This window comes from Tractidigestivibacter sp., from assembly GCF_057241865.1.
This window is the reverse complement of the sequence record NZ_DBHHPX010000001.1, coordinates 66,048-89,232: the sequence shown is the minus strand read 5'-3', so window position 1 is coordinate 89,232 and position 23,185 is coordinate 66,048. Positions and strand designations below refer to the sequence as shown.

Sequence of the window (23,185 nt, the reverse complement as noted above, 5' to 3'; positions counted from 1 at the left end):
CGCTCGGCGAGCCTCTTCTGGCAAGCGATACGGCCTACGCCAGGATCCCGTCGAGCTGCGCGGCAGCATCGGCAATGGCCCCGGGCATGTCCCCTATGGCTGAGGCGAACTGGGCATCGTGCTCGGAGGCTCTCTGGAACGCCTGCCAGATGCCGCACTTGAGGGCGTCGTTCTCGTAGAGCTGCCTCCTCAGGCAGGAGTGGATCTCGTCCTGCCAACCCGAGGCATCGGCACCGAGAAGCCCCTCCACACGTCCGAGCGAATCCCACTGGGTGATGTCGCACTGCAGGTCCCAGTCGGCCTCGTCAGCTATGGCCATGAGTTCACGCAGGCGCCCCTCCGACCAGTCGCGCAGCTCCTCCCGCCTTACGGCGACGGTGGATGCGCCCGCAGCCCCGCGCTCGACGTCGGACTGGGTGGACCTCGCCGCCGCCTCGAACCTGGCAAGCCATACGGTGTCGACCTCTATCCCCAGGAACGAGAGCAGCCACTGGATGGCCAGCGCACGCGTGCGGTCATCCTTGAGCGCCCAGACGAGGGTGTCGAGGGACACGTCGGCTGCGATGGGCACGCTGAGGCCCCCAACGACGAGAAGGTCCGCGAGCCCGTCGAGGTCGGGGTCGGTGCCGAGGAGTTGCTGTAGGAGGAGCGCCGAGCCGGGATAGCCGCCCAGGCAGGCCACAAGCGTCCCCACGGCCTCCGGGTCCTCCCCGATGATGCGGGCAACGTCTCCCGGATTGTCCGCGCACCCTCCAAGGAACTCGGCGACCGCCTCCTGCCGGTGCGCGGGCAGGTTGTGGACCACCCAGGAGGTGAAGCCGTTGATGGTGCGCCAGTAGTCGCTGGGCGTGCCGGACACGTCCAGCGAGAAATCCCTGGTGTCTGCGAAGAGCGATATCGGTGCGTGGTTCTCCGGGAGGAAGGCGGCATCGCCGCGAAAAATCGAGAGCAGGACGGGCACCACGCCCTCCTCGTGCCGCTCGGTGAAGTGGGTCTCCCCGGCAACGGGCTCGAGAAGGGCACTCACGAAGTCGCCCTCGTAGTTGTACGCGTGTATGATGCCGCGGCGCTCCGCCACCTCGCGCGCGTACTTCCCGAGGAACTGCGGCCCGAATCCCTGACCGTCGAACGAGTAGCATCCGTCGACGGCGGGGTTGGTGATGGCCGAGTACATCGCCTTGTTCCCGCCCTTGGAGTGGCCGCTCACGACGACGATGCGCCCGCCGCCATAGCGGGAGTCCATCGCGGTCACGTACTCGCTCGCCGCGACCTGGGCTTGGGTGTCCGACTGGTAGAGTCCCCGCATGTTGTCGGCCCACTCGCCGCTGAACGTGCCCCTGAACACCACGTACATCTTCTCGTCGCCCACGAGCGTCATGTTGTAGCTGGTCTGCGGGAGGTCGGTGCCGGGAGCGGTCGTGCCCGGGGCGGTGAGGTCGACCACCGTGAGGCTACTGATGGAGTCCGTGCTGGCCGCGTGCTCGACGAGACTCCAGTACTGCTCATCGGTGATGAACTCGTCATGGGCGCCATAGGCCATCGGATCAGAGAGTATCTTGTTTAGCACGTCTTCTAGCGTTACGGATGGGTGAGCCTCGGTGCCCTTCTGCCCAGACAAATCGTTATAGGCCTTTATGAAACCCTTTTCGTAGATGAGCGTGTTGAGCACCGCAAGGTCCTCCGCCTCAGACATCCCCGCTCGCCCCCTCGTAGCCGAGGGTGGAGTCGAGCCTGAACTCCCATGTCACTAGCCCCTCGTCATCCTCGTGATCTCTGATGAAATCGAAGGTGAAGGCTGCCCCTTCGGTGGGCACTCCAATTCTCGCAACGTAGACGTGGACGTCCAGCCCCTTGGCGGCGAGGCTCGAGCAGAGGAGCTCGACGCGGTCCCTGAGCTCCGCCTCGGTGATGCCCGACTCCGCCGACACGTATGCCCCGATTGCGCCGCCGACCTCCGACCTGACCACATCGAAGCTGGCCCCGGGGTGATCCCCATAGTAATAGGAGTCGGTTATCGTCTCCCTCAGAACCCTCTCCCCCTCCGGCAGGTCGCCGAAGGCCTCGTCAAATGATGCGGTAACCTCAGCGTCCCACTCGTCGCGCACGAGGACTATCTGGTAGTCGTCCTCCCACTGAAGCGGGGCCCTTCCCTCGCCGTAGAAGCTGGCCCTGACCTCCGAGCCGGCCTCGGGGCCGGTCGTGACGGTGAGGGTGGCGACGGTCTCCCCCTTGAGGACGCCGCTCGGCACCGCCGCGTAGGTGCAGGCGAAGGACTCCCCGTAGCGGGCGGCGAGGTAGTCCTCCGCGAACTCGGCGTGGCGGATGGTGCGGTAGGCGGAGTCGAAGTCGTAGCCGAGCCCTATCCAGTCCGTGCCGTCCGCGAGAGCCCGCTCGAGGCCCTCCACGACCCAGTCGGGCGCCGATAGGTGCCTCGCCGCCTCAAGGTCCCTCTCGGTGACCTCGTCGCTCTCCACGTCCGGCCTCCACTCGCCCACGCCCTCTCCCCCCTGGGCCCCGCACCCACGCAGCGCCGCGCACCCGGCGCTGCCCGGCAGCGCAAGCGCCGCCGCCAGCGCGGCGGCGACCGCCAGCCCCCGGCGCGCCACCCTACTCGCCCCCCAGGCGCCCGACGAGCCCCGCGGCGGCCCCGTCGGCCGTCCGGAACTCGTCGCGGGCGTTGGCCACGAAATCGGCCGTACGTCCGATCATCGACGACAGGGCCTCGGCATAGGCGCCCACAGCGCCACCAACCGAAGCGACGGCGTCCACCCCGGCACCCGTGGACGAGTCGAACCCGCAGGCGTCGCACGCCACCTCCGATGCCCTCGCCTCCAGCCGACGGAGGCCAGCAATCGCGGCGTCAATGCTTGCCGACGTTATTGATATCTGCCCGGAGCCAGTCATCATATCCCCCTAGTCCAAGAGTGCGTCATCCTCGTCAAGGTTGGCTATGAGGTCATTGGCCCTCGGCGCCAGCTGCGACACGGACTCCCCAAGGGCCGCACCAGCTCCGGAGACGATTGGAATCACCGACTCTACCGCGGAAGCGAATCGCTCTGAGGCAATGCCCTCGACGGCGAGGGCGCGCAGGATGGCGTTGTACTGCTCGCCAATCTCCACGAGGGCCGCCGCGCTCTGCATGACCCTCTTCACGTTGTCTGAGACCTCGCTGTCGAGAATCCTGAGATCCATGCTCACCAACCCCCTCTGCGACACCGTCAGAGCATCGCCCTGCGTCTGGCCTGCTCCTCTGCCTCGAGCCTTGCCTGCTCCGCACGCTCCCGCACCCTCTCTGCGCGAATCTCGTCTCGGAGCCACGACGCCCGAAGGCGCTCCTGCTCGAGTTCGTCCTCCAGGCGATATTGCATGGACCGCACCCTGCACTCGATGTCATCGAAGACCATCGAGACCCTCCGGCCCATTTCACACCTCAGGTGATTCCCCATGCGCTCGGCATACTTCTGGCCAATGCGCACTCCGGGAACCTCCGCCGCCCGCTGGACAACGCAGATCCTATCAAAGAGCTGATCCTGGAAGTACCCCGAGGACATCGACACCTCGTGCCGGAACTCCGACAGGTCCTCGATGTTCCGTTCGAGCTCCGCCATGTGGCCCGTGCAGGCATCCAGCTGTCCGTTCAGCATGGCAAGGCTGGGCATAGGAACCTCCTTTGTCGCGAAGGCGGGGCAAGGTCATGGCCGGCAATACCCTCTGACTCGCATGGGACGCCCCCTCATTCAGAACGGATCCAATAAGCTGACGTCTTGAGGTTATTGTACATAAGAAACTGTTCACCCATATGAGGGAAGTGCCGGTCTCAACAGCCTTAAGGGAAGGCTCACCGAGTTGCCTATCCAGAAGCACCACTCGAGCGACTCGTAAATCCCCCTGCTCAGCTAGGAATAAACCGCAGTTCAAAGGGTCTTTCTTGGCTCACGGGACTTTTATTACCGCAGACGGATTTGCATTGCATACCGCAACGGAAACGTGTAAAAAGATTAGGACCTTGGGTAAGAGGCCCAAGGACAAACAGCCAAGTGAGAGGAACGCAACATGAAGGCTTCTGTCAACGAGGATTGCATCGGCTGCGGTCTTTGCGAGGGTACCTGCCCCGACGTCTTCAGCATTGGCGACGACGGCGTAGCACACGCCATTGAGGGTAACGTACCCGAGGACGCCGAGGACGGCGCCCAGGAGGCGGCAGACAACTGCCCCGTCTCCGCCATCACCATCGAGTAGCCTATACGGCCCATACGGCATCGGCGCAATCGAGGGGGTCGCAGAAGCGGCCCCCTCGATTTGTGTCTCTCGGCCCTTGCCCCATTTATGCTACGGTACGAACAACAGAATCCAGAGATTGGAAACACATGTACCTGGCATCTCAATCGCCCAGGAGGCGTCAGCTCCTTGAGGCGGCGGGTTTCTCGCTCGCCATCATGCCCGCAGACATCGACGAGGCCCGCCGGTGCGCAGAGACGCCAACGCATCTTGTAGAACGTCTGGCCCGCCAGAAGGCCGAGGCCACTCGCGTCTCCCTTGCAGGTACCGCTACCGAAGACGTTCTTCTCGCCGCAGACACCATCGTGTGGACCGAAGACGGAGACGTCCTCGGAAAGCCCAAAGACAAAACGGCCGCACGCACGATGCTTCGTGGGCTCTCGGGGTGCGCGCACCACGTCTCGACGGGCGTCTGCCTCATGCACCTGGACCATGATGCGCAGGTGCTGGCCAACCGCTCCTTTGTCGAGACCACGCGCGTCTCGTTCTTTCCCCTCGCAGACGATGAGATCGATGCCTACATAGCCTCTGGCGAGCCCATGGACAAAGCTGGTGCCTACGGCATTCAGGGACGCGGCAGACTCCTTGTGAGCGACATCAAGGGCGATTGGGCAAACGTCGTGGGGCTGCCGGTGGCTCGCGTCGTGCGGGAACTCGAGTCGCTTCTCGGAAGAAGCGGCCTTGTCGCCAGCTGCCTAGAAGGCAAGACATCGCACATTCGCAATTACCACTGACAGACCCGCATTCCAGGACGAGAGGAACCCCCATGGAGCACATCGAGAGCATCACCCAGATTCCGGGAATCTTCGCTGCGCATGCGACCAATGCCAAGGCTGGAACCGGTTGCACGGTCATCGTATGTCCCAAGGGGGCGACGGGCGCCGTGGACGTGCGTGGAGGAGCGCCCGCGACGCGTGAGACAGACCTTCTCAGGCCAGAGGAGACTGTCCAGACACTGAATGCCATAGTGCTCTCGGGTGGGTCGGCATATGGCCTCGCAGCGTCCTGTGGCGTCGCAGAGGAGCTGGAGCGTCACGGCATTGGCCTCGACGTGGGCGTGGGCGTAGTGCCCATCGTGTCCGGCGCTTGCGTCTTCGACCTGGCTTGCGGAGACCCACACGTACGACCCACGGCAGAAGACGGTGCGAGGGCTGCACGCCTTGCACTCGAGGATGCGGGAGAGCTCCTTGCACGCGGCAACGTGGGTGCCGGCACGGGCTGCACCGTGGGCAAACTCGGCGGGCCAGAGCGTGCCATGAAGGGCGGGCTTGGGGAGGACGTCGAGGTGGCGGGCGCACTTGTCTGTGGCGCGGTAGCCGTTGTGAACGCCTGTGGAGACGTGGTTGACCCCACAACCGGCACCCCAATCGCCGGCATCCGCACGACAGACGGCACCGCCCTTGCGAGCAGCGATGAAGAGCTTCTCTCGCTTACCGCGCAGATGCCCCTCGACCGCAGGGCCAACACGACCATCTCGTGCGTGGTCACCAACGCGCGACTCACCAAGGCCCAAGCCACAAAGGTTGCCCAGATGGCAGCGGACGCCTACGCGCACGCCATCAGGCCAACGCATACCACCAACGATGGGGACACGGTTTTCGTGATGGCCACAGGCGAAATCGGGGCGCAGGTAGATTTAGTCGGAGTTCTCGCCACACGTGCCCTTGAGCGTGCCATCGCAGACGGTGCCAGGAGCGCAACTGGGGCATACGGCCTCCCTGCTGCCCGCGATTTGGCATAACTCCTACGACGCAGCTGCCCCGCTGGCAGCCACGCCACATCGGACCCCATAGAACCCCCTGCGGGCCGCAGGCCCCTAGTTGAACTTCACATGTCTCTGGGCTACGCGATAGCCCCAGAGCGTGATGTCCTTGCCAACCAGGCCCGGCAGGTTCGTGACGATGCCCACCATGCCATGGCGAGCACGGCGATACATCTTGGGGTCGTAGTCCTTGAGGTCTGACCAGAGCCTCTGCAGCCGCTCCTCGGCATCGGGCCTGTCGGACTTCTTCGAGAAGACCGAGCAAATCGCCATGATGATCGTGAAGTAGCCCATCATGTACTCGCGAAGCCTGCGGGGCTGCACGTCATCGTAGAGGTGGTAGGCCTCCCACATCACACGGGCAACGCGCCAGTAGTGATCCACGCGGCTCGTGAGCACCACGTCGTTCACGGACTGGTCCTCTCGCCCAATGAAGTAGCGATAGAGGTCCACGTCGAGGTAATACAAGGTATGGCACTTGGGAAACGGCACGTAGGCGTAGATGTTGTCCACGTAGAAGGTGTGGGCCGGCATCTCGAGGTTGGCCGAGCGCAGGGTCTTGGTGCGATATGTGAGGGCATGCATGAGCAGATATTGCGTCTTCTTGAAGCGGCCAATCTCGCCCCAGGTGAACACACGGTCAGCAGGAAGCACCCGACGGTAGTCGATGACGTTTTGCGCGCCGTCCTCCACGTGCTCGTACACGTAGTTCGTGATCACGAGGTCCACCGGGTCGCCCAACTCGCCAAAGCGGCGCAGCGTGGTGAGCAGGCGCTGCAGGGCCTCGGCGTCAACCCAGTCGTCAGAGTCGATGTTCTTGAAGTAGGCGCCCCGAGCGGCACCCACGGCTGCCATAACAGCCCTTCCGTGGCCACCGTTCTCCTGGTGGACCGCACGGATGATGTCGGGGTAGCACGCGGCCCAGTCGTCGGCCTTCTGGGGCGTGTCATCCTTGGTGGAGCCATCGTCCACAATCACGATTTCCACGTCTTCGGCATAGTTCGACCCCTCGAGGATGGACGTGATGCACTTGTCCATATATGCCGCCGCGTTATAGCACGGGACGCCAAAGGTGATGGTCTTCTCCATGTATGTATTCCGTCCTGACTCGTGTAAGCGTATGTGTAGGCAAGCGCGGCCACGATGCCCAGCCCAAGGCACTCGTGCGGGCACACAATGGGGACGAGGCAATGGCCCCGCCCCATGAAGTTGCGTTAGTTATGTGCCTGAATGAGCTCGTCGGAGAGGCTTAGCGCAGAGGCAACCACGCCATCCATGTCGTAGTAGCGATACTCGGCAAGACGGCCCACGCAGTGGAAGTTGAGAATGCCAGCGACACGCTCGCGGTAGCGGCGATAGAGCTCGAGGTTCTCGTCCTCCAGGATGGCATAGTACGGGGTCTGTCCGCTCTCGGGCATGTAGGCCTTGGAGTACTCGCGCATGATGGTGGTGCGACCGGGAGCCACCTGGCCGGTCATGTTCTTGAACTCGGTGATGCGCGTGAAGTCCTCGGAGATGGTGTAGTTGACGGTGCCCACCGGCTGGAACTGGTCGATAGGCAGGGTCTCGAACTGCATGTCGAGCGTGCGGTACGGCAGCGCGCCGAGGTCAAGCCCAAAGAGTTCATCAAGCGGACCGGAGTAGACGATCTCCCCGCCATAGGGGTGCCCGCAGACGAGGACGTTCGAGGTGCCCACCCTGAGGATGTCGCGCACGTCCACACCGAGGAAGACCGACACCAGGTCATGGTTGAGCATGTTCTCGAAGAGCTTCGTGTAGCCCTCGGCAGGCATGCCCTGATACTTGGCCGTGGGGAAGTAGCGATCGTCATCTCCCACAAACACAGGCACGCGACCGGTGATGGATGGGTCAATCTGGTCGGGTGTCTTGCCCCACTGCTTCATCGTATAGTGGAGAAAGACGTTCTCGTACACGTAATCAGCTACCTCGGAGAGCTCGGGATCGTTCTTCTCGCGCAGCTCCATGATGGGGACCTTCTTGTTCTCGCCGAAGGTTGCCACGAGCTTCTGGTAGAGCGCCTCTCCCCTCTCGTCACCAAAGGCGAGCTTGAGGGAGGCGTGGTTGAAGGGCACGGGCATGAGCGTCCCGTGGATGTTGGCGAGGACCCTGTGCTGGTAGCCCGTCCACTCCGTGAAGCGCGAGAGGTACTGATTCACGCGGTCGTTCAGGGTGTGGTAGATGTGCGGGCCGTACTTGTGCACCAGTATGCCTGCATCGTCCACATAGTCGTAGGCGTTGCCGGCAATGTGGTCACGCCGCTCGATGACGGCCACCTTCATGCCACACGCCTCGGCGAGACGACGGGCGCAGACGGCACCCGCATAGCCCGCGCCCACGATGATGGCGTCATACGCGTCTGGGTTGAAGCCGGCAGGCAGACCATTTGCGATTCCCATGAATGTCCTTCCCAAGCGCCCCGCGGGGCCCCGTTACACCAACCGCGAAAGGCGGCAAACAAGAACTGAGCGCATGTGCGAGGCACAACACAACCCAATCTGGCTGTTGATTCTAACACTCGCTCCTATAATACGTATGGTCCCCCTGCAGGCGGTGGGTATTGGCCGCACAATCTCCAGGTCATAGCCCGCACAAGGCCAGCTTGGGAAGGTATTCGGAATACGCTAGTACAAAGGGAGCACTGATGAGCGAGTTTCTTGACCGCATGAAGAAGGCCGCGAGGGCCGACAAGAAGACGATTGTCCTTCCCGAGGGCGAAGACCCGCGTACCATCGCGGCTGCGCGCCAAATCGTAGATGAGGGCATCGCCGACCTCGTCATCCTTGGTGACCCCGAGAAGATCGACGTCCCCGGCGTCACCGTGATCGACCCCCGCAAGGCCGAGAGGCACGACGAGTACGCCGCCGCCTTTGCCGAGCTGCGCAAGAAGAAGGGCATCACGCTGCCCGAGGCGATGGCGCAGATGAACGATGCCACCTACTTCGGCACCATGGTGGTCAAGATGGGCGACGCCGACGGCCTGGTCTCTGGCGCATGCCACTCCACCGCCAACACGCTGCGCCCCGCACTCCAAATCCTCAAGACCGCCCCTGGCACCAAGCTCGTCTCGGCGTTCTTCATCATGTGCACGGACAAGGCAGAGTACGGTGAGGACGGCACCCTGCTCTTCGCCGACTGCGGCCTCAACATTGATCCCACGGCAGACGAGCTCGCCGAGATTGCCATCGCCTCCGCGGACTCCTGGAGGAAGTACATGAGCTCCGAGCCCAAGGTTGCCATACTCTCCTTCTCCACCATGGGTTCCGCCAAGGGCGACGTTCCCGCCAAGGTCCAGGAGGCCACCGCGCTTGCGCACGAGAAGGCACCCGAGCTTGCCGTCGACGGCGACCTGCAGCTTGACGCCGCGCTGGTGCCGGCCGTCGCCGAGCTCAAGGCCCCTGGCTCCAAGGTCGCCGGCCACGCCAACGTGCTTGTCTTCCCCGACCTCGAGGCCGGAAACATCGGCTACAAGCTCGTCCAGCGCTTCGCTGGCGCCGAGGCATACGGCCCCATCCTCCAGGGCATCGCCAGGCCCGTCAACGACCTCTCGCGCGGCTGCTCTGCCGAAGACATCGTGGGCGTCGTTGCCATCACCGCCGTCCAGGCGCAGATGGCCGGGTAGGGCATCCCCCTCCCGACATTGCTGCTTGAAAGTTGCCGCCCCGGCACGGTGCCGGGGCGGCAGGCTATAGCGCGCACGAGACAGGCCAGGCTAACCGTATTACCCCAGCGGATGCGGGCCGGCAGCGCGAACCTCAGGCGTCATCGACTGCAGGCGCTTCTCGGCATTGTCGACGAACATCTGCGCAAGCCTCTCGGCCGTGGCGTCGTAGGCGTCCTTGTCAGCCCAGGTGCTACGCGGGCTGAGCAGCTCGTCGGGCACACCCGGACAGCTCGCAGGCACGTCGAGGTTGAAGCGCTCGTCGTGGACAAACTCGGAGTCGTCGATGATTCCGGACTGCGCGGCCTCGACCATCTTGCGCGTGTACTTGAGCTTGATGCGGCTGCCGGTACCGTAGGAGCCGCCAGACCAACCGGTGTTGATGAGGTAGACGCGCGTGCCGCTGTGCTTGATCTTCTCGCCGAGCATCTTGGCGTAGACCATGGGGTCAAGCGGCATGAACGGCTCGCCAAAGAGCGAGGAGAACGTGGGCGTGGGCTCCTTGATGCCACGCTCGGTGCCGGCGACCTTGGAGGTGAAGCCGGTCATGAAGTGGTACATGGCGGAGTTCTCGTCCAGCTTTGAGATGGGCGGAAGCACGCCAAAGGCGTCGGCGGTGAGAAAGATCACGACATCGGGCGTACGCTTGGCACGGCCCTTGACCACGGCGTTGTCGATGAACTCGACCGGGTAGGCAACGCGGCCGTTCTCGGTCAAGGAGTCGTCGTCGTAGTCGGCAACACGGCTGTTGGGATCAAGCACGACGTTCTCGCACAGGGCGCCAAAGCGGATGGCATGCCAGATCTGCGGCTCGGTCTCCTCGGAGATGCGGATGGTCTTGGCGTAGCAACCACCCTCGATGTTGAAGACGGAATCCTTAGCCCAGCCGTGCTCGTCGTCACCGATGAGCAGACGGCCCTCAGCCGCGGAGAGCGTGGTCTTGCCGGTGCCAGAAAGGCCAAAGAAGACCGTGGTGCCGTGAGACCGGGGGTTCATGTTGCAGGAGCAGTGCATGGTAAGCACGTTATCCTCAACGGGGAGCAGGTAGTTCATGACCGAGAAGATGGACTTCTTGATCTCGCCGGAGTACTGCGTGCCGGCAATAAGAACCACACGCTCCTTGAAGTTGATAATGACGGCGGCCTCGGAGTGGGTGTGGTGCACTGCCGGGTCGAGCTTGAGGCCGGGGCACGCCATGACAACGAAGTCCGCGCGGCCATAGTTGGCAAGCTCCTCTTCGGTGGGGCGCACGAGCATCTGGTGCGCAAAGAGCGCCTGGCTGGCAAGCTCGGTCAGGACCAAGATCTTGCGAGAGTAGCGCCTGTCCGCGCCGGCGATGCCGCGGACCATGAAGATGCGGCGCTCGGACAGGTACGAGATGACCTCGTCGTGAACGCGCTGGTAGTCCTCCTCGGAGAAGGGCACGTTCACGTTGCCCCAGGCAATCCTGTCGTGTACGTCTGGGGTGTCCACGACGAAGCGGTCCTTAGGCGAGCGGCCCGTGTACTTGCCGGTGGTGACCGCAAGCGCGCCCGTGCTGGTGAGAATGCCCTCTCCACGCGAGACGGCCTTCTCAATCAGACAAGCCGGTGACGGGTCTATTGCCGTCCTGTCATCCGTGTGGTGAATCCCATACTGCTCAAGCTCCTCAACGACCATGCGGACCTCCTAGGTGCAGCTAACGTGCGCCGAACAAAGACAAGCATGCAAGCGGCTGCGCAGCGAGGGCGCATACACCGCAGGATTGGCTGCCACACGGGACTAGACCCCTGGGGCGCCACACCCGACATTTGATTCTACCCGCAGCCCCGCCCGAGTGACCATTTGTTAACAATCGCGGCATTTTGACGAACCTTTGGTGAACTTCCGTCCCATCGGGATGGAAGTGACGAAATGATTGCGACGCGGCACGTGCGCAACGCCGGATTTTGGGAATAGACAAAGGGGATATCGGTTGGCTTTGGCCAGGTATCCATTGGGTTTGCACACGACGTTTGGGGGAAGCGATGTCGACCATCACCACGATACGCAAAGACGCACTCGAAGCCTCGATAGGTTCCATGGGTGCGCAGCTCATGAGCCTCAAGCTCAACGGGAGCGAGTACCTCTGGCAGGGCGACGAGCGGTTTTGGCCGAGAAGGGCTCCCATCCTCTTCCCCATCGTGGGCTGCCTACGCAACGGCGTTGCAAAAAGCGCGGCCGGCGAGGTTCGCCTTGGTCGCCATGGGCTTGCCAGAAACTGCGAGCACCGCATTGTCGAGCAGACCGAGGACTCCGTGACCTTCGAGCTCGAGAGCACCCCAGAGACCATGCGGGCCTACCCTTATGCCTTCCGCCTCAACATGACCTACGCAGTTGACGGGGGGCGCATGGCGCAGCGATACACCGTCACCAACACCGGCGACGAGATCATGCCCTTCACGCTCGGCGGACACCCAGCGTTCAACGTACCGGCACCCAACACCAACGGCGAGACGTTCGATGACTACGAGCTGCACTTCGCCCGCCCGTGGACTGCCGCCTCACCTGCCATCGACACCGATGGCCTCTGTGACTTCCAACATCCCCTCACGGTCCTGAAGGACACAGACGCCCTGCCCCTCTCGCACGGGCTCTTCGACAAGTACCTCACGCTCACGTTCCAGGACGTGCCCGGTCGTACGGTCACCCTCCTGGGGACAAAGAGCGGGCATGGCGTAGAGCTTGACTTTGACGACTTCCCCTACCTGGGCGTCTGGTCTGCCCCAGGCGCGCCCTTCGTGGCGGTTGAGCCCTGGCGCGGCGTGGCCACCTGCTACGACGAGTCTGACATCTTCGAAGAAAAGCGCAGCATGGAGTCCCTCGACCTGGGCGAGAAGGTCTCCTACGAGTTCTCCGTATCGCCGTTCTAGACTCCGGTCCGGGCGATACGAAATTGCTGCGGCTTTTCGCCGTTTAGGCATGTCTAACCGGCGAAACCCCTCGAGTTATTATCCGTCTCGTAGATTTTGGACGGTTACGGCAGGCCGTTACGGCAGGCCAAGTGTCCGGAATCCACGGTTCAATCCCAGCTCCCCGCACTCTAGCCTTGGGATTCCGCCACACAAACGGGACCCGACAACCGTCGGGCCCCGCCGCTTTCGCCACTATTGGCAACAAGCCTTACTTGGAGAGAAGCTCCTCGACATCGAGGGCGATCATGTACTCCTCGTTGGTGGGAACGACAAGGACCTTCACCTTGGAGTCCAGCGTGGAGATGACGCGCGGGTCATCCGAGCGGACCTCGTTGGCCCTCTCGTCAATCTTGACACCGAGCCACTCGAGCTCCTTGGCCACACCCAGGCGCATCCCAGCCGAGTTCTCGCCGATACCGGCCGAGAAGGCCATGGTGTCAAAGCCGTGCATGGACTGCGCCATCTCGGCGATGAGCTGGGAGGTGCGGTAGTAGAACATCTCGAGTGCCATCTGGCAGTTCTTGTCGCCCCTCTTGGCACCCGCCTCGATGTCACGCGAGTCGGACGAGACCGCAGAGAGCGCGAGCAGGCCGGACTGCTTGTTCATCATGGCATCGACCTCGTCGATGGTGTAGCCGCCCTCGCGCACCAGGTAGCAGACGGTCGCCGGGTCGATGGTGCCGCAGCGGGTACCCATGATGAGGCCGTCGAGCGGCGTGAGCCCCATGGTGGTATCCATGTCATGCCCATCTTGGATGGCCGATAGCGAGGCGCCGGAGCCAAGGTGGCAGGAGACGAGCTTGTGGACGTCACCGTTGAGGAACTCGTTGGTAGCGCGCCAGATGTAGCGGTGGGAGGTGCCGTGGGCACCGTACTTGCGAACATGCAGCCTGTCGACCACGTCCCTTGGGAGGGCGTAGCGCCATGCCTTCTCAGGCATGTTGTGGTGAAATGCGGTATCCGGAACGATCACATTGCCGATGGCGGGGAACATCTCGCGGCAGATCTCGATGACGTCGGCCTCGGCATAGTTGTGAAGCGGTGCGAGAGGCGCAACCTCGCGTACCCAACCAAGTGTCTCGTCGGTTACAGCCTTAGATGACGGAAAGTACCAGCCACCCTGAACCACGCGGTGACCAATGCCCTCTATCTTGTCCGTATCAAAGCCGGCATCACCAAGGATCTGAAAAACATATGTGACAGCAGTCTTGTGGTCGGGCAGGGCCACCTCGAGCCTCTGCTTCTCGCCGCCACGCTCCTCATGTCCAACAAACGAGCCGTCGATGCCTATGCGCTCGCAGTTGCCCTTCGCGTAGACCTCACGGGTTTTGGTGTCGAGCAACTGGTACTTGAGAGACGAGCTGCCGGCGTTGATGACAAGAACGTTCATGAGTCTCCTCTCGGAAGGGGCGCACCCCGATTAGGCACAGAGCAATGGCCATGATAGCGCCGCACGGGCGCAATACCATCCAAATGGTCGCCACACGCGCGGAAGGTGCAGAATCCTCCCGAAACGGCAGCACTTGCGCATTGCCGCCCGCGTGTTGCCGCTAGGTCTTCTCGTCCAAGAAGAGCGTTCTCTCGACAAGCTCGCAGGCAATGTCGATGCAGCGGGGGCACGGGCAGAGAACCACGCCGGTCTCGCGCCCCTTGAGGTCGCGGCAAGCCGTGGCGCCAGCCTCATGCGAGAAGTCCGACACCATCTTGCGCGAGAGCGCATAGGTAGAGCCCTTGCTTGTGGGGTGCGCAAGGTCGGCCGTGCTGTTGACAAGACCCGCCAGCATGCAGGCACCGGAGAGCGCACCGCACGTGCCCTCCATGCCGCCCATGCCAAGCCCCAGCCCCTCGCACGCCTTGAAGAGCGCGGCCTCGTCCATGCCCACAAGGTCGGCATAGGTGCAGGCGACGGCCTGGGCGCAGTTGTAACCCCGTGCGTGACGCTCGGCGGCAAGCCCGCTTCTGGGCCCCACGCTACTTCCCCTCCCCTGCGTTGGGGTCGAGCTTGCGACCGCCAAGCACGTGCACGTGCAGGTGATGCACGGACTGCCCGCCGTCGTCACCGGTGTTCGTGATGCAGCGGAAGCCGGTCTTGTCGATGCCGGTCTGCTCGGTCACGACCTTCACGGCATGCGCGATGGCGGCCAGCGTCTCGGCAGGAACGCTGTCGGTGATGTTCTCGTAGTGCTCCTTGGGCACCACGAGCACGTGCGTGGGGGTAAGCGGGTTGATGTCCGGGAAGGCGACGACGAGGTCGTCCTCGTACAGGAAGTTGGTGGGAATCTCCCCGTTGGCAATCTTGCAGAAGAGGCAGTCTGACATGTCTTCTCCTTCACTCATGGTGTGCGAGAGACCAGCGGTCCTGCATGCGCAGGCCCCCTCGCAGGGGTTTACTCGTTGAGGTAAGCCGTAGACGGGGCTGCGGTGGTATCTGTAACGGGGGCATCCTCGTCGGTTGCGTCGAGAAGCACGCGCACCTTCTGCTCGGCGTTGGCCAAGCGCTCCCTCAGGCTCTTGAGGAGCTCGACGCCCCTGCTGTAGCGCTCGAGCGACTCCTCGAGCTCGAGGTCTCCGGCCTCAAGCGAGCGCACGATCTGCTCAAGCTCGACGGAGGCCTCCTTAAAGCTCAGGTCCTCGACGTTCCTGGTGTCTGTGGCGTTGTCCTCTGCCATGGTGGCCTTCCTTTCTCGCGGCATCACCGCGCGTTCTTGATGTTTCCGACGGCGCCTCTCGCGCCGGCTCTCGTAATCTAAGAGGTGGTGCCCCCAACACTGGTCACCGTTGCCCCCAGCTCCCCTTCCCCGAGAAGAACAGAGATGCTTTCTCCGATCCCTACCTGGGCTGCATTGGAAAGCACGTGCCCCTCGGCATCACGCGCCAAGGCATAGCCGCGACCGAGGACCCTCAGCGGCGAGAGGGCGTCGAGCGTCGCGGCATAGTGCGCGACAGACGTCTGGTGCGGGCGCAGGAGCGCCTTGCCGGCAACGGCAAGGCGACGGGCGTCATCTCTCACGCGCTCCCGCGAGCGTGCAAGTGACTTGGGGATGGCGGCGTGAAGGCGCTCCCCGGTGAGATCGAGCGTGCGACCGCGGTCATCGAGCATTGCCATGGGGTCGGTGAGGCAGCGGCGCGATGCGAGCGAGTCCACACAGGCCGCAAGGCGAGAGACATGCGCCTCTATCGACCGGGCCGCTCGTGCCCCAAGAGCGCCAACCGTGGTGGAATCCGCCTGGAGAATGGCCGCCATGGCGTTGCCCAAGCGAACGCCACGCTGGTTGATGAGGGTCTCTATCTCGTTCATGGCGGGAGCGACAGACTCTGCTGCCGCCGTGGGCGTGGAGCAGCGACGGTCCGAGACCATGTCGCAGATCGAGGTGTCCGGCTCGTGCCCGATGCCCGTGACCACAGGCACGGGGCAGGCCGCGACGGCGCGGGCAAGGGCCTCGTCATTGAAGCACATGAGGTCCTCGAAGGAACCGCCGCCACGCACGAGCAGGATGGCGTCGGGGCGGGAGCCCGCCGCGACAGCCAAGGCGCGGATGATGGTTGCGGGGGCATGCTTCCCCTGCACGGCACACCCCACCGCGTCTATCTGGACCAGCGGATTTCTCCTCCGCAGCGTGCGCCTGACGTCTTCGATGACGCTTCCCGAAAGCGACGTAACCACGCAGACCCTCGTGCAGAAGGCGGGAATGCGGCGCTTTCTCGAAGGGTCCATGAGGCCCTCGCGCTCGAGCTTGCGTGCGAGCTCTGCCACCTGCTGGCGAAGAAGCCCCTCCCCCGCCACCGTGATGCTCTTGGCGACAAACGAGAGCTTGCCCGTGTTCTGGTAGACATCGAAGGCCCCCACCATCTGGATCTGCAGGCCATCGCGCAACTGTGCGCCCGACGTCTCGACAAAGTCCTTATAGACGCCGCGCCAGGCAATGGTCGACATTGATGCCGTGGCATCCTTGACCTCGAAGTAGCAGTGACCGGAGCGTGCGTTGGGGCCGCGAAAGCCGCTCACCTCGCCCATGACAACCATGGTGGGAATCTGCGCCACCTGCCCCTTTGCCACCTGCACCGCCTCGGTCACCGAGAGCGGTTCTTCTTTAGTGCCCGACATGGGCTAGCTCCTCCTATCGTTGCGACCGATGAGATAGAGCAGTTGGACCACCGAGACGAGCGCCGCGGCAACGTAGGTGAGAGCTGCTGCAGTGAGCACCTCTTTGGCTCCCTGGCGATCAATCCCCTGGCCGTGCGTCTCGAGAAACTGGACGGCACGATAGGATGCGTTGATCTCTACAGGGAGGGTAACCAGCTGGAAGATAACGGAGAAGGCAAAGAGGACGATGGCAAACTGCACGAGGCCGGCAATATTCAGGAAGACGCCAGCGAGAAACACCAGCATCCAAGCGTTTTGCGAGAAGTTCACAACCGGCACCAGTGCCGTACGGACACGCATGGGCCCGTAGTTCTTGGCTCGCTGTACCGCATGGCCAGCCTCGTGGCATGCCACGGCGACGGATGCCACAGAACCTCCGCGCATATTCTCGTTCGAGAGGTGCAGGTTGTTGTCGCGTGGGTCGTAGTAGTCTGTGAGATGGCCGGAAACCGAAGCGATGCCCACGTTTGAGGCGCCACCCTCGTCGAGCATCTGACGCGCAACATCCGCCCCGGTACCCTCAAACGAGGCGTCGACCTTAGACCACCGCGTATACTTGCGCTTGATGTAGGACTGGGTGGCAAGACCTAGGACTAGCGACAACAGCACAATCGCGTAGTAAGCGAAGTCAATCCCGTAGTAGTAATAACCCATGTGAAAAGCTCCAATCATTGGGGGCCGTGGGGCATATGTACCCAAGGCCGTCCGGTACCAATGATGATACCGGAGCCGCGCGACACAAATTACGCGATAGGCGGGGCTGGTTGGAGTTGGCTGGCAATTCTTCGTCATCGTGCGTACACACGATTGAGCTGCCCTGCCAGCCAACGCCCATGGGACTCCATGCGGCAGAGATCGTGCACAAAAACGCCTTATCGAACGACTTTTTCTGATCCGCTGCATGAAAACGGTCTATCGCAAGACGACTTTCGCGATACTTTATCAATAATTAAACTACAGTTCCATGAATGTGTATATTTTGGTAATAATATGCACATTCATACAATTATAGTTGCATTATTGATAAATGTACTCGGAAAGGACCTTACGATATCGCCTTTTCATGCAGCGAGAGCCGAAATTCCCTTCGATAGGGCACTTTCATGCAGGCGCACGCGACATCTGCCCTCATTAGCCGCCCTCACTCTTTGGGAAACGCTATCTCGTCCGCGTCGGCAAAGCGGGCAGGGGCGTCGGAGCAGGGCTGATACGAACTCATGCTGTCGACCACGATGTTACATGCCCCAGGAAGAACCTTGGCCCGGTATTCGGTGACACCAGAGCTTGCCACGTCGCCGTCTATCTCGAGCGGCACGTGGCGCTCGGTGCGCACCGTAATCTCACGGCCTCGGAAAAACTCCAGGTGCGGGCGGCCAATGGACTTGCCCGACCTGTCAACAATGCCCGAGAAGAGCGGGCGAAGCATCTGCGCGGCGTCCTGTGTCTCTATCACAATGACGTCGAGAAGCCCATCGTCCATCCTGCAGTCCGGCACAATCTGGATGTCGCCCTGAATCATGGCATTGTCTGCCACCATGCAGGAGATTCCCCTTCGGTGGTACTTCTGACCATCTACAACAATCGTGAATTCCTCAACGGTGGGCCGGGGGTTTGCGAACGCAGCAGCAAAGTAGGCGGCCTGTCCCATAGCGGCCTTCTTGGGCAGGGCGGCCTCCATAAGCCGAGCGTCAAAGCCCGTGCCAGACATGATGCCAGACCCTCTCACATGCTCGTTGCCCCGCTCGTCAACCCAAGAAATCTCGGCAAGGTCAACGCTTGCGGTGTGGCCAACGCGGCATGCTCGGGCCAGTGCCGCCGGCTCCGGCGCGTTGCCAACATTTGCGAAGAGCAGGTTTGCCGTACCCGAGGGAAACACGCAGACGGGCACATTGCGGTTGCGGAGGGCATACAGCAGCCCCGTCACCGAGCCATCACCACCCGAGAGCACGCAGATGTCAAAGTCATCAGCGTCACCCACAACATCCTCCGGGACGAAGTCCGGTGCAAGCACACGGAAGGTGCACTCGTCTCCAGCGTGAACGAGAGCACGCTCGAACTCGAAGATGGCATCGGACCCAAAGCCCGACAACGGGTTGTGGATGATGACACTGCGCATGATAGTCCTCCCCGGTCCCCCAACAAGGGATAGCATGTATCATGTTCCGGGCACCGGCCCCCGCCGGGCCACAGTCACATGGTAGACCATCGCCATTGCCTTTGCCTAACACCTTTGAGCTGGGAGAGTCGAGTGTACATATCCACAAGCGACGAACTGAGGTCCTTCTGCGAGCGAATTGGGAAGGAGCATGTCATAGCCGTGGACACGGAGTTTCTCCGTGAAAGGACCTACTACCCCAAGCTTTGCCTCGTGCAGGTTGGCACCATCTCTGAGATTGGCGCCATCGACCCCATCCTCATCGGGGACCTCTCGCCCTTGGCGCGCATCTTTGCCAACGAGCGTGTCACCAAGGTGTTTCACGCCTGCGGACAGGACCTCGAGGTCATTCTCGATGGCATGGGCGTAACCTGTACCTCGGTCTTTGACACGCAGGTGGCGGCAGCCTTTCTGGGCATGCGCCAGCAGGTGAGCTACGGGTCTCTCGTCGAGGCCTACGCGGGAGCGAGGCTTCCCAAGGCAGAATCGCTTACGGACTGGTCACGCCGCCCTCTCGATCCCGAGCAGCTCACCTATGCCGAAGATGACGTGCGATACCTGCCTGCCATCTACGGCCGCATGATGGAGCAACTGATCGAGAAGGACAGGCTTGCCTGGGTGCAGCCCGAGATGGCCGAGGTAGCCAACCCCTCCCACCTGCGCAGAGACCCGCGCGACGCCTACCTGAGGCTCAAGCGCTCGGGTTCCCTCACGCGCCGGCAGCTCGCCATCGCGCGTGAGGTCTGCGCCTGGCGTGAGCAGACGGCAGCAAGTCATGACATCCCCCGCAAGTGGGTTCTCTCGGACGAGGTCGTCGTCGAGATTTGCAAGCGCGCACCGCATACCCGCGACCGTCTGCGCAAGATCCGTGGGGCAGACCAGCTTAACGAGAAGGACGTGCATAACCTTCTCGGGATGGTGCGCGTCGGCGAGAACGTCCCCACCTCGGACTGCCCGCAGCAGGAGCGCCATACGCACCCGTCATCGGAGCTCGAGAGCGTCGTGGACCTCATGAACGCCCTGGTAAGGATCGTCTCCGAGAGGACCGGCATCGCAACGCAGCTCATCGCCACGAGAGATGACCTCGTGGAGTTCGCCCAGGACAGCTCGAAGTCAAGGCTCGCAACAGGCTGGCGCCACGAGCTTGCCGGCAGGCAACTCGAAAGCCTGCTCAAGGGCTCGGTGGGCCTCACGGTGCGGGACGGTCACCTCGAGGTCATCTAGGCTAGGTCGTGCACCTTAAGGCTACGCCTCGTCATCCGGGGGGAAGCGGATGCCGCACTGTTCGCGAGCCGCATCCATAATGCCAAGAGACACCAGCGTGACGTCGCCCCACATGTCAGCGTGCCCCCGAGCAACGGCGTCACCGGACACGGCACGGCAGAAGTCATCCAGCTCGCAGACCATGTCGTTCTCGGGGTTCTCGACGACGACCGTGCGCTCGCTTCCGCCGACGGTCCCCCACGTAAGCCCTTGGTCCACGTGCTCGATCACCCTCAGGTGGCAAGGCTTTGTGATGTCGTCAAAGACGAGGGAGGCTCTCTCGCCTTCTATCTGGCACGGTGCAAGGTCATCGGATATCTTGCCAAACGAGATTGAGACCACCTTGTCCCCATATCCCAAAAGCATTGCCCCGGCAAGGTCAATTCTCCCATAGGGGGAATCTGCCGGCTCGCCAGGAACTGGTGCCGTAATGAGAGACGCCTGCACCGTTTCCTGATGTCCAAAAAGCGAGACAGCCGGCTCCACGCAGTAGACGCCAATATCCATGAGCGAGCCCTCGGAGAGCCGCGGGTCAAAGACGTTCAGGCGCTCTCCGGCACGAAGCCGCTTGATGCGAGAGGTAACTTTCGAGAAGCCCCAGTGAGCAAGACGGATCTCGCCAAGCTCGGGGAGCGTCTCGGCAACGGCCCTGAAGCCGGGCGTGTGAATGGAGCGCATGGCCTCCATGCAGACAACGCCGTGCTCAGAGGCCGCGTCAAACACCCCTCGCGCCTCGCGGGCATTGGAGGCGAGGGCCTTCTCGACCAGCACGTGCTTTCCGGCCCGCACCAAGGCGAGCGCCTGGGGAGCATGCAGTCCGTTGGGAGAGCTCACATAGACGGCATCGACATCGGGATTGGCACACAGATCGTCGAGGGAATCGAAGGCGAGGCCCCCGCCATGCTCGCGCGAGAACGCCTGTGCCCGAGAGAGGTCCCTCGAGTACGCACCCGCGTACACGGCCCCGTCATAAGACGCAAGCGCATCGAGGAATCGTCGGGCTATCCCGCTCGTTCCAATGGTTGCGATACGCACCTTGCTCTTGCCTGTCATGGGGCGCCCCTTCCCTCAAGCCTTCGACAATTGGATTCTAGAGCAGGAGTGGTGCAGATGCGCCCTCGAAGCCCTACGCGTGAGCGGATTCGCCGACCGGCACATCAGCCACAGGGCCAGCAAACCCAAGGCACGATTGCACCGCCTGGATGACCGTCTGGGAAAGCTCATTCTCGCTCATGCTTCGCTCCCCAAAAAGCCAGCTCGCCAGCAGCGAGACGATTCCGCCGGCGGCAAAGTCGACGGCACATGCGACCCGCGATGATACCGATGCCGTAACCGGGGAGGACGCAGCCGAGGGGCCACTCAGACGAGCAGAGAGCTCGCGCCGGAAGCGCTCGGAGAGTAGCGTGCGCACGGGCGTATGCGCAAGCGAGCCAAACGCTGTGGCGCCGTCTGATGCAAGGGCCTTGAGCTGCGACAGCACCTTCGAGAGCCCTGCCGGCGTGTTCACATCACCGGACGACACGATGCCAGAGACCTCCTCAACGGCGTCGTCCTCGATTTCCTTCAGAACCGCGCGCACGCTTGGGTAATGCGCGTAGAACGTCTTCTTGTTGATGAGAGCCCGGTCGGCGACGTCCTTTGCGGTGATGTCCTGGGTTGGCTTCTCGGTAAGCAGCAGCACAACGGCAGAGCGTATGGCGGCCTGCGAGCGCTTTACGCGAAGATCGATATGCCCCCTGAGCTTTGTGCCCATATTGCTCACCCCTCGAATACGATGCCATATTGAGCGAATGCAACGCTGCTTCCAATAGTATACTTATTTCCAGAATTGGAAATAAGTTAGCCATCCGGATTGAGGGAGCCACGCGTGGATTCTACCCCAGAAGCGATACGCCAACGTTACGAGGAGCTCGCCGCACCAACGCTCGCAGCTCCGCGCGTGGCGCTCATGGCTGACTATGTGCAGCATGGCGAGACCACCACGCTCGAGCATGTAGCCGCCGTCTCCTACCTGAGCCTGGCTCTTGTGCGGACGCTCAACCTTACCTGCAACGAGCGGGCCCTCGTGCGCGGGGCACTTCTCCACGACTACTACCTCTACGACTGGCATGACCACCAAGCGGCCCCCGACGCGTGGCATGGCTTCACACATCCGCACCATGCGCTAAGAAACGCCGAGCAGGACTTCCCCGACCTTACCGACCTCGAGCGAGACATTATTGCCCACCACATGTTCCCCCTCGTGCCGTCACCGCCACGCCACATGGAGGCGTTCGTGGTCTCTCTTGTGGACAAGGCCTGCTCGACCGTCGAGGTCTTCGCCAAGCGGCCATGGTCTAAGAAGTTGCATGGAGGTGTGGCATGCTAGCCCACGCCAGGTCGGCCATCGAGGCCCTTGCCATAATGCCTGCGCTCGATCTTTCAGCCTTCCACCTTGCCATCCTTATACTCTCTATGACCACCATCTCGATTGGCGGCTGGGTCTGGGAGACCATCTACTGCTCCATCGTGGAACGCCGTCCGGTGCGCCGGGGCTTCCTCTTTGGCCCGAGCTGCCCCATATACGGTTCGGGCGCCATCATCGTCTACGCACTTCTCGGCCACATCGAGAGTCCGTTCGTCGTCTTTGCGGCGGGCGCGGTGCTGGCTACCGCTATTGAGTACGCCACAGGACGCGTGCTGGAGAAGCGCTTTGGCAGGCGCTGGTGGGACTACACCGGCTGGCCCCTCAACTATCGCGGGCTTATCTGCCCCATCGCCTCGGCACTTTTCGGCTTCTTCTCAGTGCTCGTGGTCTTTGCCATAGAGCCGCAGCTCATCCTCTTTTTCTCATCCTGGGGAGAGTTCGCATGCGAGGCCGCGGCAACGGCGTGCCTCGTGACATACGGTGCAGACACGGCGCTCTCGTCCTTTGTGCACAGCGCCAGTGGGAATGACGGAAGGATCACACTTAGACGCTAGGTCGAATTGC

Annotated in this window: 25 protein-coding genes; 8 read left to right on the top strand and 17 right to left on the bottom strand. The window is 62.5% G+C overall.

Translation table 11 applies throughout. The features are described from left to right. Positions 1 to 34: 34 nt before the first annotated feature. The 5 genes from ACO59D_RS00400 to ACO59D_RS00380 all read right to left on the bottom strand — a co-directional run bounded on the left by ACO59D_RS00400 (position 35) and on the right by ACO59D_RS00380 (position 3,659). Positions 35 to 1,693, bottom strand: a complete 1,659-nt coding sequence (locus ACO59D_RS00400; RefSeq protein WP_485125302.1) for an Mbeg1-like protein — start codon at positions 1,691 to 1,693, stop codon at positions 35 to 37. Further along, the gene (locus tag ACO59D_RS00395; protein ID WP_485125301.1) at positions 1,686 to 2,495 is read right to left on the bottom strand and encodes a hypothetical protein; all 810 of its coding nucleotides are present in this window, start codon (positions 2,493 to 2,495) and stop codon (positions 1,686 to 1,688) included. Before ACO59D_RS00395 ends, ACO59D_RS00400 begins: the two co-directional genes overlap by 8 nt. A 112-nt stretch (positions 2,496 to 2,607) precedes the next feature. Beyond that, entirely contained in the window at positions 2,608 to 2,904 is a 297-nt protein-coding gene (locus ACO59D_RS00390) for a hypothetical protein (RefSeq protein WP_130812198.1), read from the bottom strand. Positions 2,905 to 2,913: 9 nt separating this feature from the next. After that, complete coding sequence (locus tag ACO59D_RS00385) at positions 2,914 to 3,192, bottom strand: hypothetical protein (RefSeq protein ID WP_130812199.1); 279 nt, start codon at positions 3,190 to 3,192, stop codon at positions 2,914 to 2,916. 26 nt (positions 3,193 to 3,218) lie between these two features. Further along, entirely contained in the window at positions 3,219 to 3,659 is a 441-nt protein-coding gene (locus ACO59D_RS00380) for a hypothetical protein (RefSeq protein WP_485125300.1), read from the bottom strand. Positions 3,660 to 4,053: 394 nt separating this feature from the next. Here ACO59D_RS00380 and ACO59D_RS00375 point away from each other — a divergent pair, with 394 nt between their 5' ends. From ACO59D_RS00375 to ACO59D_RS00365, 3 genes are all read left to right on the top strand, one after another. Further along, positions 4,054 to 4,239, top strand: a complete 186-nt coding sequence (locus tag ACO59D_RS00375) for a ferredoxin (RefSeq protein ID WP_130812202.1) — start codon at positions 4,054 to 4,056, stop codon at positions 4,237 to 4,239. 128 nt (positions 4,240 to 4,367) lie between these two features. Then, the gene (locus tag ACO59D_RS00370; protein WP_485125299.1) at positions 4,368 to 5,012 is read left to right on the top strand and encodes a Maf family protein; all 645 of its coding nucleotides are present in this window, start codon (positions 4,368 to 4,370) and stop codon (positions 5,010 to 5,012) included. Positions 5,013 to 5,044: 32 nt separating this feature from the next. Next, complete coding sequence (locus ACO59D_RS00365) at positions 5,045 to 6,019, top strand: P1 family peptidase (RefSeq protein ID WP_485125298.1); 975 nt, start codon at positions 5,045 to 5,047, stop codon at positions 6,017 to 6,019. Positions 6,020 to 6,094: 75 nt separating this feature from the next. Here ACO59D_RS00365 and ACO59D_RS00360 read toward each other — a convergent pair whose 3' ends face one another. Both ACO59D_RS00360 and glf read right to left on the bottom strand, forming a co-directional pair. Beyond that, on the bottom strand, positions 6,095 to 7,129 hold the full coding sequence (locus ACO59D_RS00360) for a glycosyltransferase family 2 protein (protein ID WP_485125297.1): 1,035 nt from the start codon (positions 7,127 to 7,129) through the stop codon (positions 6,095 to 6,097). 125 nt (positions 7,130 to 7,254) lie between these two features. Beyond that, positions 7,255 to 8,457: a UDP-galactopyranose mutase gene (gene glf / locus ACO59D_RS00355; protein WP_485125296.1), complete on the bottom strand. Its 1,203-nt coding sequence runs from the start codon at positions 8,455 to 8,457 to the stop codon at positions 7,255 to 7,257. Positions 8,458 to 8,702: 245 nt separating this feature from the next. On the opposite strand from glf, the gene pta reads away from it, so the two are divergent. After that, positions 8,703 to 9,680: a phosphate acetyltransferase gene (gene pta / locus ACO59D_RS00350; RefSeq protein WP_485125295.1), complete on the top strand. Its 978-nt coding sequence runs from the start codon at positions 8,703 to 8,705 to the stop codon at positions 9,678 to 9,680. Positions 9,681 to 9,779: 99 nt separating this feature from the next. Here the strand turns inward: pta and pckA are convergent, their stop codons facing one another. Next, a complete protein-coding gene (gene pckA, locus ACO59D_RS00345) occupies positions 9,780 to 11,378 on the bottom strand; it encodes a phosphoenolpyruvate carboxykinase (ATP) (RefSeq protein ID WP_485125294.1) in 1,599 nt (532 codons plus the stop codon). A gap of 347 nt (positions 11,379 to 11,725) precedes the next feature. Here pckA and ACO59D_RS00340 point away from each other — a divergent pair, with 347 nt between their 5' ends. Next, positions 11,726 to 12,610 carry an aldose 1-epimerase family protein gene (locus ACO59D_RS00340; RefSeq protein WP_485125293.1) on the top strand — a complete coding sequence of 295 codons (885 nt, stop codon included), beginning with the start codon at positions 11,726 to 11,728 and terminating at the stop codon, positions 12,608 to 12,610. A 250-nt stretch (positions 12,611 to 12,860) separates the two neighbouring features. On the opposite strand, the gene ACO59D_RS00335 is transcribed toward ACO59D_RS00340, so the two are convergent. The 7 genes from ACO59D_RS00335 to ACO59D_RS00305 form a co-directional block, all read right to left on the bottom strand. Then, entirely contained in the window at positions 12,861 to 14,042 is a 1,182-nt protein-coding gene (locus ACO59D_RS00335; protein WP_485125292.1) for an acetate/propionate family kinase, read from the bottom strand. Positions 14,043 to 14,202: 160 nt separating this feature from the next. Beyond that, positions 14,203 to 14,622 carry a C-GCAxxG-C-C family protein gene (locus ACO59D_RS00330; RefSeq protein WP_485125291.1) on the bottom strand — a complete coding sequence of 140 codons (420 nt, stop codon included), beginning with the start codon at positions 14,620 to 14,622 and terminating at the stop codon, positions 14,203 to 14,205. Position 14,623: 1 nt separating this feature from the next. Further along, on the bottom strand, positions 14,624 to 14,971 hold the full coding sequence (locus tag ACO59D_RS00325) for a histidine triad nucleotide-binding protein (protein WP_130812220.1): 348 nt from the start codon (positions 14,969 to 14,971) through the stop codon (positions 14,624 to 14,626). 68 nt (positions 14,972 to 15,039) lie between these two features. Continuing rightward, positions 15,040 to 15,321: an exodeoxyribonuclease VII small subunit gene (gene xseB / locus ACO59D_RS00320; protein ID WP_485125290.1), complete on the bottom strand. Its 282-nt coding sequence runs from the start codon at positions 15,319 to 15,321 to the stop codon at positions 15,040 to 15,042. 77 nt (positions 15,322 to 15,398) lie between these two features. Beyond that, positions 15,399 to 16,757: an exodeoxyribonuclease VII large subunit gene (xseA, locus tag ACO59D_RS00315; RefSeq protein ID WP_485125289.1), complete on the bottom strand. Its 1,359-nt coding sequence runs from the start codon at positions 16,755 to 16,757 to the stop codon at positions 15,399 to 15,401. 3 nt (positions 16,758 to 16,760) lie between these two features. Further along, positions 16,761 to 17,450: a zinc metallopeptidase gene (locus tag ACO59D_RS00310; RefSeq protein WP_485125288.1), complete on the bottom strand. Its 690-nt coding sequence runs from the start codon at positions 17,448 to 17,450 to the stop codon at positions 16,761 to 16,763. 487 nt (positions 17,451 to 17,937) lie between these two features. Further along, on the bottom strand, positions 17,938 to 18,912 hold the full coding sequence (locus tag ACO59D_RS00305; RefSeq protein WP_130812224.1) for a diacylglycerol/lipid kinase family protein: 975 nt from the start codon (positions 18,910 to 18,912) through the stop codon (positions 17,938 to 17,940). Between the two features lie 132 nt (positions 18,913 to 19,044). Here ACO59D_RS00305 and rnd point away from each other — a divergent pair, with 132 nt between their 5' ends. Further along, positions 19,045 to 20,175 (top strand): ribonuclease D, encoded by a 1,131-nt coding sequence (gene rnd, locus ACO59D_RS00300; protein WP_130812225.1) that lies wholly within the window; start codon positions 19,045 to 19,047, stop codon positions 20,173 to 20,175. A 21-nt stretch (positions 20,176 to 20,196) separates the two neighbouring features. On the opposite strand, the gene ACO59D_RS00295 is transcribed toward rnd, so the two are convergent. Both ACO59D_RS00295 and ACO59D_RS00290 read right to left on the bottom strand, forming a co-directional pair. Further along, complete coding sequence (locus ACO59D_RS00295) at positions 20,197 to 21,267, bottom strand: Gfo/Idh/MocA family protein (protein WP_485125287.1); 1,071 nt, start codon at positions 21,265 to 21,267, stop codon at positions 20,197 to 20,199. Positions 21,268 to 21,340: 73 nt separating this feature from the next. After that, positions 21,341 to 21,967, bottom strand: a complete 627-nt coding sequence (locus tag ACO59D_RS00290) for a TetR/AcrR family transcriptional regulator (RefSeq protein ID WP_485125286.1) — start codon at positions 21,965 to 21,967, stop codon at positions 21,341 to 21,343. Positions 21,968 to 22,081: 114 nt separating this feature from the next. Here ACO59D_RS00290 and ACO59D_RS00285 point away from each other — a divergent pair, with 114 nt between their 5' ends. Then, entirely contained in the window at positions 22,082 to 22,582 is a 501-nt protein-coding gene (locus ACO59D_RS00285) for an HD domain-containing protein (RefSeq protein ID WP_485125285.1), read from the top strand. After that, positions 22,576 to 23,175 (top strand): putative ABC transporter permease, encoded by a 600-nt coding sequence (locus ACO59D_RS00280; protein ID WP_130812229.1) that lies wholly within the window; start codon positions 22,576 to 22,578, stop codon positions 23,173 to 23,175. Before ACO59D_RS00285 ends, ACO59D_RS00280 begins: the two co-directional genes overlap by 7 nt. Positions 23,176 to 23,185 lie beyond the last annotated feature (10 nt).

Bases quoted from the DNA above. Each gene is read 5' to 3' on its own strand.
- ACO59D_RS00290 (WP_485125286.1), bottom strand. From the start codon at position 21,967: ATGGGCACAAAGCTCAGGGGGCATATCGATCTTCGCGTAAAGCGCTCG.
- ACO59D_RS00385 (WP_130812199.1), bottom strand. From the start codon at position 3,192: ATGGATCTCAGGATTCTCGACAGCGAGGTCTCAGACAACGTGAAGAGG.
- ACO59D_RS00365 (WP_485125298.1), top strand. From the start codon at position 5,045: ATGGAGCACATCGAGAGCATCACCCAGATTCCGGGAATCTTCGCTGCG.
- xseA (WP_485125289.1), bottom strand. From the start codon at position 16,757: ATGTCGGGCACTAAAGAAGAACCGCTCTCGGTGACCGAGGCGGTGCAG.
- ACO59D_RS00295 (WP_485125287.1), bottom strand. From the start codon at position 21,267: ATGACAGGCAAGAGCAAGGTGCGTATCGCAACCATTGGAACGAGCGGG.
- glf (WP_485125296.1), bottom strand. From the start codon at position 8,457: ATGGGAATCGCAAATGGTCTGCCTGCCGGCTTCAACCCAGACGCGTAT.
- ACO59D_RS00400 (WP_485125302.1), bottom strand. From the start codon at position 1,693: ATGTCTGAGGCGGAGGACCTTGCGGTGCTCAACACGCTCATCTACGAA.
- ACO59D_RS00375 (WP_130812202.1), top strand. From the start codon at position 4,054: ATGAAGGCTTCTGTCAACGAGGATTGCATCGGCTGCGGTCTTTGCGAG.
- pta (WP_485125295.1), top strand. From the start codon at position 8,703: ATGAGCGAGTTTCTTGACCGCATGAAGAAGGCCGCGAGGGCCGACAAG.
- ACO59D_RS00280 (WP_130812229.1), top strand. From the start codon at position 22,576: ATGCTAGCCCACGCCAGGTCGGCCATCGAGGCCCTTGCCATAATGCCT.
- xseB (WP_485125290.1), bottom strand. From the start codon at position 15,321: ATGGCAGAGGACAACGCCACAGACACCAGGAACGTCGAGGACCTGAGC.
- ACO59D_RS00305 (WP_130812224.1), bottom strand. From the start codon at position 18,912: ATGCGCAGTGTCATCATCCACAACCCGTTGTCGGGCTTTGGGTCCGAT.
- pckA (WP_485125294.1), bottom strand. From the start codon at position 11,378: ATGGTCGTTGAGGAGCTTGAGCAGTATGGGATTCACCACACGGATGAC.
- ACO59D_RS00335 (WP_485125292.1), bottom strand. From the start codon at position 14,042: ATGAACGTTCTTGTCATCAACGCCGGCAGCTCGTCTCTCAAGTACCAG.
- ACO59D_RS00310 (WP_485125288.1), bottom strand. From the start codon at position 17,450: ATGGGTTATTACTACTACGGGATTGACTTCGCTTACTACGCGATTGTG.
- ACO59D_RS00390 (WP_130812198.1), bottom strand. From the start codon at position 2,904: ATGACTGGCTCCGGGCAGATATCAATAACGTCGGCAAGCATTGACGCC.
- ACO59D_RS00325 (WP_130812220.1), bottom strand. From the start codon at position 14,971: ATGTCAGACTGCCTCTTCTGCAAGATTGCCAACGGGGAGATTCCCACC.
- ACO59D_RS00360 (WP_485125297.1), bottom strand. From the start codon at position 7,129: ATGGAGAAGACCATCACCTTTGGCGTCCCGTGCTATAACGCGGCGGCA.
- ACO59D_RS00370 (WP_485125299.1), top strand. From the start codon at position 4,368: ATGTACCTGGCATCTCAATCGCCCAGGAGGCGTCAGCTCCTTGAGGCG.
- ACO59D_RS00380 (WP_485125300.1), bottom strand. From the start codon at position 3,659: ATGCCCAGCCTTGCCATGCTGAACGGACAGCTGGATGCCTGCACGGGC.
- ACO59D_RS00340 (WP_485125293.1), top strand. From the start codon at position 11,726: ATGTCGACCATCACCACGATACGCAAAGACGCACTCGAAGCCTCGATA.